This is a genomic window from Ensifer adhaerens, assembly GCF_001270265.1.
GTDB classification, from domain to species: Bacteria; Pseudomonadota; Alphaproteobacteria; order Rhizobiales; family Rhizobiaceae; genus Ensifer; species Ensifer adhaerens_B.
Genome location: NZ_LGAP01000020.1, coordinates 38,680 through 51,189 on the forward strand (window position 1 = coordinate 38,680; position 12,510 = coordinate 51,189).

12 protein-coding genes are annotated in these 12,510 nt (G+C 62.8%); 2 read left to right on the forward strand and 10 right to left on the reverse strand.

Going from position 1 to position 12,510, the window contains the following annotated elements; all coding sequences use genetic code 11:
• Nucleotides 1–11 precede the first annotated feature (11 nt).
• On the forward strand, nt 12–983 hold the full coding sequence (locus AC244_RS23590) for an NAD-dependent epimerase/dehydratase family protein (protein ID WP_053251260.1): 972 nt from the start codon (nt 12–14) through the stop codon (nt 981–983).
• Nucleotides 984–1,103: 120 nt separating this feature from the next.
• On the opposite strand, the gene hpaI is transcribed toward AC244_RS23590, so the two are convergent.
• The 7 genes from hpaI to AC244_RS23625 all read right to left on the reverse strand — a co-directional run bounded on the left by hpaI (nt 1,104) and on the right by AC244_RS23625 (nt 8,208).
• On the reverse strand, nt 1,104–1,919 hold the full coding sequence (gene hpaI / locus AC244_RS23595; protein WP_053251261.1) for a 4-hydroxy-2-oxoheptanedioate aldolase: 816 nt from the start codon (nt 1,917–1,919) through the stop codon (nt 1,104–1,106).
• A 9-nt stretch (nt 1,920–1,928) separates the two neighbouring features.
• On the reverse strand, nt 1,929–2,732 hold the full coding sequence (gene hpaH / locus AC244_RS23600) for a 2-oxo-hept-4-ene-1,7-dioate hydratase (RefSeq protein ID WP_053251262.1): 804 nt from the start codon (nt 2,730–2,732) through the stop codon (nt 1,929–1,931).
• Between the two features lie 3 nt (nt 2,733–2,735).
• Nucleotides 2,736–3,605, reverse strand: a complete 870-nt coding sequence (locus AC244_RS23605) for a fumarylacetoacetate hydrolase family protein (RefSeq protein ID WP_053251263.1) — start codon at nt 3,603–3,605, stop codon at nt 2,736–2,738.
• Nucleotides 3,606–3,723: 118 nt separating this feature from the next.
• Nucleotides 3,724–5,136, reverse strand: coding sequence for a pyridoxal phosphate-dependent decarboxylase family protein (locus AC244_RS23610; protein WP_053251264.1), 1,413 nt, complete (start codon nt 5,134–5,136; stop codon nt 3,724–3,726).
• Nucleotides 5,137–5,205: 69 nt separating this feature from the next.
• Nucleotides 5,206–6,186, reverse strand: a complete 981-nt coding sequence (gene hpaD, locus AC244_RS23615) for a 3,4-dihydroxyphenylacetate 2,3-dioxygenase (protein WP_053251265.1) — start codon at nt 6,184–6,186, stop codon at nt 5,206–5,208.
• Nucleotides 6,187–6,228: 42 nt separating this feature from the next.
• Entirely contained in the window at nt 6,229–7,746 is a 1,518-nt protein-coding gene (gene hpaE / locus AC244_RS23620) for a 5-carboxymethyl-2-hydroxymuconate semialdehyde dehydrogenase (protein ID WP_053251266.1), read from the reverse strand.
• 69 nt (nt 7,747–7,815) lie between these two features.
• Nucleotides 7,816–8,208, reverse strand: a complete 393-nt coding sequence (locus tag AC244_RS23625; protein ID WP_053251267.1) for a 5-carboxymethyl-2-hydroxymuconate Delta-isomerase — start codon at nt 8,206–8,208, stop codon at nt 7,816–7,818.
• Nucleotides 8,209–8,340: 132 nt separating this feature from the next.
• On the opposite strand from AC244_RS23625, the gene hpaR reads away from it, so the two are divergent.
• Nucleotides 8,341–8,811 (forward strand): homoprotocatechuate degradation operon regulator HpaR, encoded by a 471-nt coding sequence (gene hpaR / locus AC244_RS23630; protein ID WP_053251268.1) that lies wholly within the window; start codon nt 8,341–8,343, stop codon nt 8,809–8,811.
• Between the two features lie 17 nt (nt 8,812–8,828).
• Here hpaR and AC244_RS23635 read toward each other — a convergent pair whose 3' ends face one another.
• Genes AC244_RS23635 through AC244_RS23645 form a run of 3 tightly spaced genes read right to left on the reverse strand, consistent with a single transcriptional unit; the run spans nt 8,829 to nt 12,493 of the window.
• A complete protein-coding gene (locus AC244_RS23635; RefSeq protein ID WP_053251269.1) occupies nt 8,829–9,842 on the reverse strand; it encodes a phosphotransferase enzyme family protein in 1,014 nt (337 codons plus the stop codon).
• Nucleotides 9,843–9,849: 7 nt separating this feature from the next.
• Nucleotides 9,850–11,133, reverse strand: coding sequence for an aspartate aminotransferase family protein (locus AC244_RS23640; RefSeq protein ID WP_053251270.1), 1,284 nt, complete (start codon nt 11,131–11,133; stop codon nt 9,850–9,852).
• Nucleotide 11,134: 1 nt separating this feature from the next.
• Nucleotides 11,135–12,493 carry an aspartate aminotransferase family protein gene (locus AC244_RS23645; protein WP_053251271.1) on the reverse strand — a complete coding sequence of 453 codons (1,359 nt, stop codon included), beginning with the start codon at nt 12,491–12,493 and terminating at the stop codon, nt 11,135–11,137.
• Nucleotides 12,494–12,510 lie beyond the last annotated feature (17 nt).

The following is a 12,510-nucleotide window of genomic DNA, read 5'->3' on the forward strand; positions in this document are numbered from 1 at the left end:
AAGGGAGCGGGATGGCGCGCGCATTGGTGACCGGCGGAGCCGGATTTGTAGGACGCCATCTCTGTGGCCGATTGATATCGGAGGGCGTCGATGTCGTCTGCGTCGATTCTCTTGCGCGCGGAACCGGGGCAATGCGCCCCGCCGATTGGCCGAACCCGCCAAAGGGCGGCTTCTCCCTCATCGAGGAGGACTGCCGCCGGTATTTCGATCGCACTGATGATCGTTTCGACATGGTGTTTCACCTGGCGGCAATGGTCGGCGGCCGCGTCATGCTGGAAACCCAGACGCTTCTCGTCGCCGAGGATCTCGCGGTGGATACCGATATGTGGCGCTGGGCTGCGCGCACGCGCCCGGGAGTTGTCATATATTTCAGCTCCAGCGCCGCTTATCCCGTGAGTCTGCAGCGCCCGGAAGGGTATCGCAAACTCAGCGAGGACATGATCGATTTCGAACATACGATCGGCGTTCCAGATCTGAGCTATGGCTGGGCGAAGCTCAGCGGCGAATATCTGATGAAGCTTTATGTCGAAAACTATGGTGGACGGGCGGTCGCCTATCGCCCGTTCAGCGGGTACGGCGAGGATCAGGACTTGAGCTACCCGTTTCCGGCGATCTGCAGACGTCTCATCGAAGAGCGCGGAGCGGAAGAGGTTTTCGTCTGGGGCTCCGGCCGGCAAAGCCGTGACTTCATCCATATCTCGGACTGCGTCGACTTCGTCTGGAAGACCTTTTCCCGGCTGCAGAACGGTGCATGTCTCAACATCTCCACCGGCATCGCCACTTCTTTCATCGAACTCGCCCGGCTGGTTAGCCGAGGCATCGGTTGGGAACCGAAAATAAGCGGCCGGTCGGACAAACCCGAGGGCGTGTTCTTCCGCTGCGGCGACACGGCGCTTCAGACATCCTACGGCCTTGCGCCGCACATCGATCTTGAAGCGGGCGTGGCGCGGACGCTCGACCATCTGCGATCGAAGGCGCATTGATTGCTGCATAATTCCTTAAATCGGAATTGATTTAAGGAATTATGCAGCAAATTTATAGTGTTACAGCGTCCTTAGCGCGCCGTATTTGGCGCGCGGCGCTGTAATGGGCGTCGTTGCCTCTCAATAGCCGACTTCGGATGCACTCGCTCCCGCAGTCGGCACTGCTACGTGCTCGGAAAAGCTCGCACGCAGGCGGCTGGTCGCTCCTACGAGCAGACTGACATCGTTGCCGACTGCAACGAAGAGCGCGCCGAGTTCGAGGTAGCGTTTGGCGAGCGCGGTGTCTGAGGTCAGGATACCGGCAGCCTTGCCGTGCGACTGGATGCGCGCGAGCGCGGCCTCGACCGCCTGCTGCACGTCCGGCGCGCCCGGCCGGCCGAGAAAGCCCATGTCGGCGGCCAGGTCCGCCGGGCCGATAAAGACGCCATCGACGCCTTCGGTCGAAGCAATGTCGTCAAGCGCCGCCAGTCCCGCACGGCTTTCCACCTGCAGCAGCAGGCAGATCTCGGCGTTGGCGGTCGGGAGATAATCCGCAATGCGGTTGAAGGCGGACGCACGCGCCAGTGCTGCACCGACGCCGCGCATGCCGTGGGGCGGATAACGCACGGCCCGGACCAAAGCGCGGGCCTGTTCACCGGTCTCGACCATCGGCACCAGCAGCGTTTGCGCGCCGATATCGAGGAGCTGCTTGATCAGCCAGGCCTCGCCCATCGGCGGCCGGATGATCGCATGGCTGTTCGAACCGGAGAGCGCCTGCAACTGTGCCATCATCAGCGGCACGTCATTCGGGGCATGTTCGCCGTCGATCAGCAGCCAGTCGAAGCCGGCGCCACCGCAGATTTCGGCCGTGTAGGGATTGGCGAGTGCCAGCCAAAGACCGATCTGCGGCCGTCCTTCGGCAAGCGCAAGCTTGAACATATTGCGTGGAGCAGGCATGGGCGCACCCTATTCGAAGAAGCAGCTGACGGTTCCCTGAGGTCCGAAATCGGCGACGATGGTGTCGCCATGGCGGGCCTCGACGGGGCGGATGAACGAGCCGGCAAGTACGATCTGCCCGGCATCGATACGGTCGCCGTAGCTGGCAAGCCGGTTGGCAAGCCAGGCGATGCCGCGTGCCGGATGGTTGAGGACGCCTGCGCCAAGCCCGGTCTCCTCAACCTCGGCATTGCGTGAGACGATGGCGCCCATCCAGCGCATGTCGACATCCTGCGGCCGCATGGCACGGCCGCCAATGACGATGCCGGCATTGGCGGCGTTGTCGGAGATGGTATCGACGATGGTTCGGGCCCACTTCGTTTCCGGATCGACACGCAATATGCGGGTGTCGAGGATCTCAAGCGCCGGGGTGACGTAGTCCGTGGCGTTGAGGACATCGAAGACGCTGACATTGGGGCCGGCGAGCGGCGCCTTCATGACGAAGGCGATCTCGGCCTCGATGCGCGGCTGAATGAAACGATCCCCAGGGATCGTCGCGCCGTCCTCGAACATCATGTCGTCGAACAGCACGCCGGAATCGGGAATATCGATGTTCAGCGCATATTGCATTGCCTTTGACGTGAGCCCGATCTTCCAGCCGATGACCCTGCGGCCACGGGCGATCTTCTGCTTCACCCAGGCCGCTTGCACCGCATAGGCGTCGTCCATGGTCATGCCTGGATGCTTCAGGGAGAAGAGGCCGGTCTGGAGGCGGCTCGCTTCCGCCTCGTCGAGTGTCCTTGCGGCAGCGGCAACTTCGTTGGCGTTCAGCATGGTTCAGGCCTCATCGGCAATCGGGTTGCGAAGCAGGCCGATGCCATCGGCCTCGACCTCGACGACGTCCCCGGGTTTCAGCCAGATCGGCGGGTCGAAGCGGGCGCCGGCACCGGTCGGCGTTCCCGTCACGATCACGTCGCCGGGCACCAGCGTCGTGAAGGTCGAGACGTAGTTGATGATCTTGCGGAAGGAGAAGATCATCCGGCTGGTGCGGTCCTGCTGACGGAGTTCACCGTTGACGCGGGTCTCCAGCTTGATATCGGCCAGCTGCGCTTCGTCGGTGAAGGGAACCAGCCATGGCCCGATTGAGCCCGTGCGGTCGAAGTTCTTGCCCTGGGTGACGTTGAACTTGGCGTGTCGCACCCAGTCGCGGATCGTGCCTTCGTTAGAGAGCGACAGTGCCGCGATATGGTCGAGCGCCGAGGCTTCGGGAATGCGCCGGCCGCCCTTGCCGATGACGATGACGATCTCGCCCTCGTAGTCGAGCTGCGGGCTTTCGGGCGGGCGGATCAGCGGCTGATCGTGGCCGGTGAAAGAGCGCGGGAAACGAATGAACAGCGACGGGTTGGAGGGTGCTACCTGGCCATCCCGGTACTCTTCGTTGCGGTCGGGAAAATTGACGCCGACGCAGATGATCTTTTCCGGTGCGGGAATCGGGATTTCGAAGCGGATATCGGCGAGTGACCAATCCGGGGCGAGGGCGGCGGCTTCGTCGGCAAGCCTGGTCAAGGCGCCGTCTGCGATGACTTCGCGCAGCGTCGGCCATTTCGAGCCGTAGCGCCGAGATAGATCGACGATGCCGTGATCGGTAACAAGCCCATATCCCTGGCCGCCGGCCGCGGAAAAGGTCGCGAATTTCGCAAATGTCATTTCAATCCTCCGTCCCGTTCGGGTGATGCCGACGGGCAGACATGTTCGATCTCATTGAATGCTTCGGTGCTGTAATCCGGGATCGCAACCACGTGGCTTGCGTGCCGGATGCCGCCTATCACCGGTTTGACCCCCCCGCCGCGACCTCGGTTATGACGTCGAAGGCGACATCGGCATCGTCCTCGGTCATGTCGAATTGGCCCGCCTGGAAGCGGATGGCGACGCGGCCGTCGACCCGTGTCTGGGTCAGGTAGATCCGGCCATCGTCGTTGATCGCGTTGACGAGCGCGATGTTGTGGGCGTCGCTGTCGGCGCCGCCGCGATGGCGGAACGAAAACAGCGAGAAGCGCGGGGCCGTGACGATTTCGAAGTTTTCGTTTGCGCCAAGGCGCTCGGCAAGCCGGCTCGCCCAAGAGACATGGTTGCGGATCATCGTCTTCAAACCATCCAGCCCGTGGAAGCGCAGCAGGAACCACAGCTTCAGGGCGCGGAAGCGCCTCCCGAGTGGGATGGTCCATTCGGAATAATTGATGATGCCGTCGCGGCCGTGGGTCTTCAGATACTCCGGCTGGATCGCCAGCGTTCGGACGAGATCATCAGGATTGCGGATGAAATGGGCGGAGCAGTCGAACTGGGCGCCCAGCCATTTGTGCGGGTTGAAGACGACCGAATCCGCCGCTTCGACGCCAGCCCAGAGCGAGCGGAATTCTTCGCAGATCATCGCCGATCCCGCCCATGCCGCATCGACATGGACGTAGAGGCCGTGCTTGTGGGCGACGCGCAGGACTTCGGCGATATCATCGCAGGCACCGGTGCTGGTGCCGCCGGTGCAGGCGATGACGCCGGCTGGCAGGAGGCCCGCGTTCTTGTCCCGCAGAATTGCCACTTCGAGTGCTTCGACGTCCATGCCCTGCAGCGACCCGGTCGCCGGTATGCGCACGAGGTTTTCCTCGCCGATGCCCGACACCCAGATCGCCCTGTCGATCGAGGTGTGGACCTGGTCCGAGGAGTAGATGCGCAAGGGAGCGTGCGCGCTCAGGCCCTGGCTGTTGCCTTTCCAGTTCAAGGCGCGCTCACGCATGACGAGCACGGCTGACAGTGTGGCGGAGGAGGCCGAGTCCTGGATGACGCCGGAAAATCCGCCGGGAAGGCCGATCGCCTGGCGCAACCAGTCGAGTACCTTGGTTTCAAGCTCGGTTGCAGCGGGGGAGGTCTGCCATAGCATGCATTGGGCAGCCATCGCCGTCACCAGATATTCAGCGATGACGGAGACGGGGGCGGCGTTGGCGGGGAAATAGGCAAAGAAGCGCGGGTGCTGCCAGTGGGTCATGCCCGGCAGGATGATGTTTTCGAAATCCTCGAAGATCGCCGCCATGTCCTCGCCGGTCTGGGGCGGTTTGCTCGGGATCTGGGCGGAGATTGCGCCGGGTGCCGTCTGGGCGCGAACGGGCCTGTCGCGCAACGACGCGCGATAGGCCGATCCCCATTCCGCCGCCTTCAGCGACCACTCCCCGAAAGTCTTCTCGTCCATTCCGTTCCTCCCCTCACACCATTGGGTGCCGGTCCTCTTGTGCCGGCGTCCGACCTTTCATGCCCCGATTTACGGGGCGATGATAGGTTGCGCCTTCAACGCCGACTCTACCGTCTCGGCGCCGGCAAACTGGCTGCCTTCCTCGAACCAGGAGCGTGGCGCCGGGGCGCCCCAGAGCGTCTGGCGCTGCGGGTCCTTGAGATCCCATTTGATCGGCTCGAGATCCGGATCGACAGTCTGGTAGTCCGAGCAATAGATCTCGATGCGGTGGTTGTCGGGATCGCGGACATAGAGGAAGAAGGCATTGGAAATGCCGTGACGGCCGGGACCGCGCTCGATATTGGCGAGCCAGCCGGAGGTCGACATCAGGTCGAGCAGGTCGATGATGTTGAGCGGCGTCGGCACCCAGAAGGCAGTATGATGCAGACGCGGGCCGCGACCATTGGTAAAGGCGATGTCGTGCACGCCGCCCTTGCGGTGGGTCCAGGCCGCCCAGAGACGGCCGGTCTCTTCGTCGGCCGTGTATTCGGTAACCCGGAAGCCGATCTCGTTGTAGAAGGCGACGGCGTCGTCGACATTGGGCGAGAAGCAGTTGAAGTGGTCGATGCGCAGCGGCTTCACGCCGCGATAGAGCGCGTATTTCTGATGGATCGGCGGCAGGCGGTCCATCTTCGAATAGAATTCGAGTGGAATGCCCTGCTGATCGCGGGTGCGGAAAGTGCGCGACTGATAAGGGCGCTCGATCCATTCGACCGGCAGCGCCTTCTGCCGGAAGAAATGCGCCGCCTTATCGAGGTCCTCATCGCCAAAGACCTTGAAGCCGAGGTCACGGGCCTCGGCGGTTGCCGCCTTCTTCAGCACGATGCAGTGATGCCCGCGCTCTTCCATGGCGCGCAGGTAGATCGTGTCGGCAGTCTCGTCGGTCACCTGCAGCCCCAGGACGTCGACATAGAAGGCGCGCGACTTGGCGAGATCGGTAACGGCGAGCTCGACATGGCTCAGCCGCACGATGTTGAAGGGCGGGTAGAGGTTCGGTTTCGGTATGGGCATGTTGTCTCCTCCAGGTTTGGGCGGCGCGGTTGTGTCTCGCGCTCAGCCGCCGAGCTTGGCGATCGCATGCGCCGAACTGGCAAACGCGATGTTCTTGGTTTCCATGTAAAAATCGAACGACCAGTCGCCGCCGTCGCGGCCGATGCCGGAGCTTTTGACGCCGCCGAAGGGCGTCAGCAGATGGCGGACATTCTCCGAATTGACCCAGATCATCCCGGCCTCGAGATGATCGGTGAAGCGGAAAGCGCGTGTGACGTCGGAGGTCCAGAGATAGCCGGTGAGCCCGTATTGAACGTCATTGGCGAGCGCCAGCGCCTCGGCCTCATCCCTAAACGGAATGGCGGTCAGGACCGGCCCGAAGATTTCCTCCTGCGCGATCCGCATGGAATTGTTAGCGCCGGTAAAGAGCGTCGGCTGGACGTAGCAGCCGCCACCAGGGCCTTCGAATTTCGCGCCGCCGGCGGCAATCGTCGCACCTTCCTTCTGGCCGATGCCGATATAGTCGAGCACCTTCTTTTCGTGCTCCGGGTGGATCAGCGGCCCGACGACGGTTTCCGGATCGAGCGGATGGCCGATCCTGATGCGCCTGGCTTTTTCGGCCACCAGAGCGGTAAAGCTGTTGTAGATGCTGTCCTCGACCAGCAGGCGGGAAGAGGAGGTGCAGCGTTCACCGTTCAGCGAATAGATCATGAAGACCGCAGCATCGGCGGCGCGCTCCAGATCGGCATCGGCAAAGACGACGACGGGGTTCTTGCCGCCGAGTTCGAAATGCACCCGCTTCAGCGTGTCGGCGCCCTGCTTCATGATCAGCGAGCCAGTGCGGCTTTCGCCGACGAAGCCGATGGCCTTGATGGCGGGATGCTCGGTGAGCGCCCTGCCGGCGTCCTCGCCGAAACCGTTGACGAGGTTCCAGACACCCTTGGGAAGGCCGGCTTCCTCGGCAATCTCGACAAGCAGGCGGGCGGTCAGCGGCGAGAACTCGGCCGGCTTGTGGACGATGGTGCAGCCGGCGGCGAGCGCCGGCGCGATCTTCCACGTCGACAGCATGAACGGCGTGTTCCACGGCGTGATGATGCCGACCGGACCGATCGGCACGCGCGTGGTCATGTTGATCTGGTTATCGGCGCGAAGCACCTTGCCGTCGCGGGCCTCAGGTGCGCGATCGGCAAAGAAGCGAAAGTTCTCCGCGCCACGCAGCGCGGCCTTGGCCATGAACTTCAGCGACTGTCCCGTATCCATGCATTCGACGAAGGCGATCTCTTCGGCGCGCGCGACGATGGCGTCGGCGATCTTGTGCAGAAGCTTCTTGCGGGCGTCGCCCGGCATGGCGGCCCAGGCCGGGAAAGCCTCCTTGGCGGCGCGGGCGGCGCGGTCGATGTCGGCGGCCTTGCCGCGCGAAACGGTGGCAAGCGTCTTCAGGTCGACGGGAGAAATCGTCTCGAAGCTGTCGCCATCCAGCGCCGGTACGGCTTGGCCATTGATGTGGTTCAAGACCCCGTGCGTGCGGAAGCGGGCGAGATAGGCTTCCGCCTTTGCGATGTTCTCGTCGAGTCTGGACATGTCATTCTCCAATCGTGGTGCGCTGCCGCTCGTGCGGGCGCAGAAATGTCGTGCCGTCTTTTGCCGGTGTCAGTTGCCCTTCTGGCGAAGGCGCGGGTGGATCGCGTTCTTCTTCCAGCTAAGGTCAGGATCGATCTCGCGGATCTCCAGGCTGAGGGCGAAATGGGGCGTGGCGAAAAGGTCGGCGAGTTCTTGTGTGACGGCGTCGAAGATGGCCTTGCCGGTCGCCTGCTTTTCGGAGTCAGAGCGACCAAGGCCGATGCGGAACGACATGTCGATGAAGCTGTTCTCTGGCATGAGATCGGCAATGGCATAATGGATGCTGCGGACGGTACGAACGCGGACGGCGCCGATTTCGAAAAGGCCGGTGTCGAGGATCGTCTTGTGGATCGTGCGGCACAGGCGATCGAAGTCGACGTGTTCGTCGAGATTGGCGGAATGTTCGATCGTGAAGTGCGGCATTTCCGTCCCCAGTGCCTTTCGATTTATTAATTAACATGTTAACAATATGTCGTTCCGTGTCAAGCGACTTTCGCTGTCTCCGGACTTTCGCCAGCAATTGCGAAAAGGCGAAAAATCGCCCATAGATCGGGCATGAGCCGTGCGAAAAACCCCACCGAACTTGGGCCGGACGCCCTTCTTCCCCACAATACGCGTCGGTCGCTGCCGATTGCGCTCCTGCGCGCGCGCGAGGCGGTGATGGGGCATTTTCGGCCGATGCTGGCACGTCACGAAATCACCGAGCAGCAATGGCGCGTCATTCGGATTCTTGCCGAATCCGGCAAGGTCGATGCCTCCGAAATGGCCGACAAGGCTTTCATCCTGGCGCCGAGCCTCACGCGCATCATCCGCTCGCTCGAGGAGCGTGGGCTGATCACCAAGCACAAGGACGCCGATGACGGCCGTCGTGTGCTGCTCGAGATAGCGCCCGCCGGCATGCGGGTCATTGCCGATGTCAGCCCGGAAAGCCGGGCGATCTATGATCAGCTCGAGGCGCGTTACGGCCACGAGCGCGTCGAAGTGCTGCTCGACATGCTGGACGAACTCGCAACGCTCGGCGACTGAGCAGGTGTTTTCCGACCTCATGCGGGAACCGGTAGCGTTTGCGCCAGGCGCAAGCTCTCATCTGCGTAACGTTTGATGCGGGCTTTAGCGCCGGGAAGCTCGGGCCGCGCGGCAAACCAACCGATATAGGTCAGGCTCCGAAGCGTCATGAAAATCGGCAGGGTCGAAAGCGCCGCATCGCTCAGCGGCCGCTTGCTCCGATATCCCCCGACCAATGATCTTTCGATCGCCTCATAGTTCGGTTCGGTGCGATTCTTCAAAAGCGCCGTCGCGATATCGAACAGCCGGAAGCCGAAACCCGCATCGTCGAAATCGATGAAGGCCACGCCGTCATCTCTCACCAGCACATTCTCGCGCACCAGGTCGGCATGGATCAGGCCGTAATCATGCCCGCCAGCGGACATTCGTTCGAGGATGGGTCGCAGCCGGTCGCGCAATCCAGCAAGGCCAAGCTTCTGTTCGTCTGACAGGCCCTGGCAATCCCAGAAGCGTCCCCAAACCGGTCTTTCGCCGAGCAGACCTTCGGCATCCCACGACGCACGTTTGAAGCCGGTTGGCACCGACCAGCGATCGGCAAGATTGTGCATGTCGGCCATCAAGGCACCAAGCGCATGAAAAATGACCGCCTGCCGCTCAGCGCCATACGCCAGCGGCACGCCGCTTTCACCAAGCGGAGCACCATGCATCCAGCTGACAATATCGGCATGCTGACCGGCGGAATCGTCGGTCGGGGCGAGACGCACGAGAAGGCGGCCGTCCAGTGCCGCGATCGCGCTCGGCACCGCAAGGCCGCCGTCGCGCAGCGCCGTCATCCATTGGAGCTCCGAGCGTAACGCGGACTCGTCGTGATAACCGGGACGGTGCAGTCTGAGCGCTGCCGGTTCGCCATCGGCAAGCGTAACGCGGAAGACGGCGTTCTCGCGATATTTCAGCAACGTCGGCTTCGCGTTCTCAAGTCCCCAATGGGCGATAGCCTTCTGCGCCCGGGCCTCAAGTCCTTCCAGCAGACGTCGCGGCAGATGCTCGGCCATGGTCCGCTCACAAGCCCGACAAAACGTCGTCGAGGGTGGACAGCATCAGATCGGCGTTCTCCTTCGAGAACGGCATGGGTGGGCGGATCTTCGTCGCGCATTGATGAATGCCGAGCTTGCCCATCAGCACGCCACGCTCGCGCATGTCGTTGATAACCTTGGTGGCGAGGTCGGCGGCCGGGGTCTTTTTGTCCCGATCGAGCACAAGCTCCGCTCCAAAAAACAATCCGCTGCCGCGCACGTCACCGATGATGTCGTGCTTGTGGCTGAGCCTGTCGATGCCGGCCTTGGCATAGGCGCCGATCTCGCAGGCGTTGTCGATGAGCTTTTCGTCGTCGATGACGTCGAGCACCGCCATCGCCGCGGCGCAGGACACGGGATTGCCGCCGAAGGTGTTGAAGTAGCGGAAGGCCTTGCGGAACGCATTCAACGTATCGCTGCCGGCAACGACGCCACCGATCGGGTGGCCGTTGCCCATCGGCTTGCCGAGCGTGACGATATCGGGAACGATGCCGGCCTTCTGGTGGCCCCACATATGCTCGCCCGTGCGGCCGAAGCCGGGTTGCACTTCGTCGGCAATCACGACGCCACCGGCTTTCCGCACTGCAGCAACCGTCGCGTCAAGGAAGCCCGACGGCAGATCGGGAAAACCTTCATTGGCGAAGAACGGGTCGATGATCAGGGCGGAAAAGCCAAACGGGCTTTCCTGCAGATCGGCGATCGCCTTTTCCACCTCGGCGGCAAACGCGATCGAAAAGGCTTCGCCGGAAACACCGCCGAGCGGCCGGTAGCTGTCGGGTGCCGGCACGTGGCGCACATGGCCGCCGAAGCCGCCGACCGGCGGCATCCGGGTGGAAAGCTGCGAAACGGCAGCGGTGTTGCCATGATAGGTGTGGTCGGTTGCGATGACCCCGGTCTTGCCGGTGACGGCCTGGGCCATGCGCAGTGCAATGTCGTTGGCCTCGCTGCCGGTGCAGGTGAGGATTGCCGTGTCGAGGCCGTCATCGAAGGTCGCCGTCAACCGCTCGACATAGTCGAGAATCCCCTCATGCAGGTAGCGCGTGTGGGTGTTCAGCGTCGATGCCTGCCGGGTAATCGCCTCGACCACGCGCGGATGGCAATGGCCGACATGCGGCACATTGTTGTAGCAGTCGAGATAGCGTCTGCCGTCGGCGTCAAAGAGCCAGACGCCTTCTCCCCTGATGATATGGACCGGGTCGCTGTAAAACAGCGACATGTTTTTGCCGAGCAGCCGTTCGCGGCGTGCCAGCAGGGCTGCCGTATCGCTCATGTTACTTGCCCTCGGCAGCGCTCAGGCCTGCATCGAGAGCCGAAAGAATGCGCGTGACATCCGCGGCGGTGATCACGAGCGGCGGCGACATGATCACGTTCGGGCCGGATGTGCGGACCATGACGCCGGCCTCATAGGCCACATCCTGGACCTTCTGCACCACGTCCTTGGCAGCCGGCGACTTTTTCTCGCGGTCCGACACCAGCTCGAGCGCGCACATCAGACCCTTGCCGCGCACATCGCCGATGATCTCGTGGCTGGCCTTCAATGCCAGCAGACCGGCGATCAGCTCATCGCCGCGCGCGCCGGCATTGGCCGCGACATCGAGGCGTTTCGTTTCTTTGAGCGTGGCAAGGGCTGCAGCCGCGCCGACCGGGTGACCGGAATAGGTGTAGCCATGGCCGATCGATCCGGCTGCTGTTTTATTGCTTTCGAAAGCCTCGGCAACCTTGTCCGAGATCATCACCGCACCGAAGGGGTAATAGCCGTTGGTGATCGCCTTGGCGGTCGACATCAGGTCCGGCTTGACGCCCCAGAGGCGCGAACCGGTCCAGGCGCCGGTGCGGCCGAAGGCGGTGATCACCTCGTCGGCGATCAACAGAATGCCGTGACGGTCGCAGATTTCTCGCATCAGCGGCATGAAGGTTTCGTGCGGAACGATCACGCCGCCGGCACCGAGCACCGGCTCCATGATCAGCGCGGCGATGGTGTCGGCGCCCTGGAAGGCGATCTCGTCCTCGAACAGGCGGGCAATGCCCTGGGCGATCTCGGCGCCGTCCGTGGTCGCGAACGGGTTGCGGTAGGTATAGGGCGCGGGAAGGTGATAGACGCCCGGCAGCAGCGGCTCGTAGTTGCGGCGGAAATTGGAATTGCCGTTGACCGAAGCGCCGCCGAAATGGGTGCCGTGATAGCCCTTCTTCAGCGCGACGAATTTTGTGCGTTCCGGCTGGCCGTTGAGCTTGTGGTACTGGCGGGCGAGACGAAGGCAGGTCTCGACCGAATCCGATCCGCCCGAGGTGAAGAACGAGCGGCTGAGGCCATCCTCCTTGAACCATTCGGCGAGTTCGTAGGAAAGCTCGATCAGCGGCGAATTGGTGGTACCGCGGAACGTCGAATAATAGGGCAGCTCGTCGAGCTGGTCGCGGATCGCCTTTTTCACCGGCTCGCAGGAATAGCCGAGATTGACGTTCCACAGGCCGCCGACCGCATCGAGTACCTTCTTGCCGTGGATGTCGACGATCTCCACGCCCTCGCCGGCATTGATGATGCGCGGCGGCGTTGCGTGCATTTCGGCGGGGTGCGCCATCGGGTGCCAGAGGTGGCGGGCGTTGTTCTCGATGAGGAAGTTGGTTTCGCGCATGTCTTGCTCCTGGTCAG

What these genes read in the sequence shown, in the direction of transcription:
- hpaI (WP_053251261.1), bottom strand. Translation starts at nt 1,919, where the DNA reads ATGCCTGCTCCACGCAATATGTTCAAGCTTGCGCTTGCCGAAGGACGG.
- AC244_RS23625 (WP_053251267.1), bottom strand. Translation starts at nt 8,208, where the DNA reads ATGCCGCACTTCACGATCGAACATTCCGCCAATCTCGACGAACACGTC.
- hpaH (WP_053251262.1), bottom strand. Translation starts at nt 2,732, where the DNA reads ATGCTGAACGCCAACGAAGTTGCCGCTGCCGCAAGGACACTCGACGAG.
- hpaE (WP_053251266.1), bottom strand. Translation starts at nt 7,746, where the DNA reads ATGTCCAGACTCGACGAGAACATCGCAAAGGCGGAAGCCTATCTCGCC.
- hpaD (WP_053251265.1), bottom strand. Translation starts at nt 6,186, where the DNA reads ATGCCCATACCGAAACCGAACCTCTACCCGCCCTTCAACATCGTGCGG.
- AC244_RS23610 (WP_053251264.1), bottom strand. Translation starts at nt 5,136, where the DNA reads ATGGACGAGAAGACTTTCGGGGAGTGGTCGCTGAAGGCGGCGGAATGG.
- AC244_RS23635 (WP_053251269.1), bottom strand. Translation starts at nt 9,842, where the DNA reads ATGGCCGAGCATCTGCCGCGACGTCTGCTGGAAGGACTTGAGGCCCGG.
- AC244_RS23605 (WP_053251263.1), bottom strand. Translation starts at nt 3,605, where the DNA reads ATGACATTTGCGAAATTCGCGACCTTTTCCGCGGCCGGCGGCCAGGGA.
- AC244_RS23590 (WP_053251260.1), top strand. Translation starts at nt 12, where the DNA reads ATGGCGCGCGCATTGGTGACCGGCGGAGCCGGATTTGTAGGACGCCAT.
- hpaR (WP_053251268.1), top strand. Translation starts at nt 8,341, where the DNA reads ATGAGCCGTGCGAAAAACCCCACCGAACTTGGGCCGGACGCCCTTCTT.
- AC244_RS23640 (WP_053251270.1), bottom strand. Translation starts at nt 11,133, where the DNA reads ATGAGCGATACGGCAGCCCTGCTGGCACGCCGCGAACGGCTGCTCGGC.
- AC244_RS23645 (WP_053251271.1), bottom strand. Translation starts at nt 12,493, where the DNA reads ATGCGCGAAACCAACTTCCTCATCGAGAACAACGCCCGCCACCTCTGG.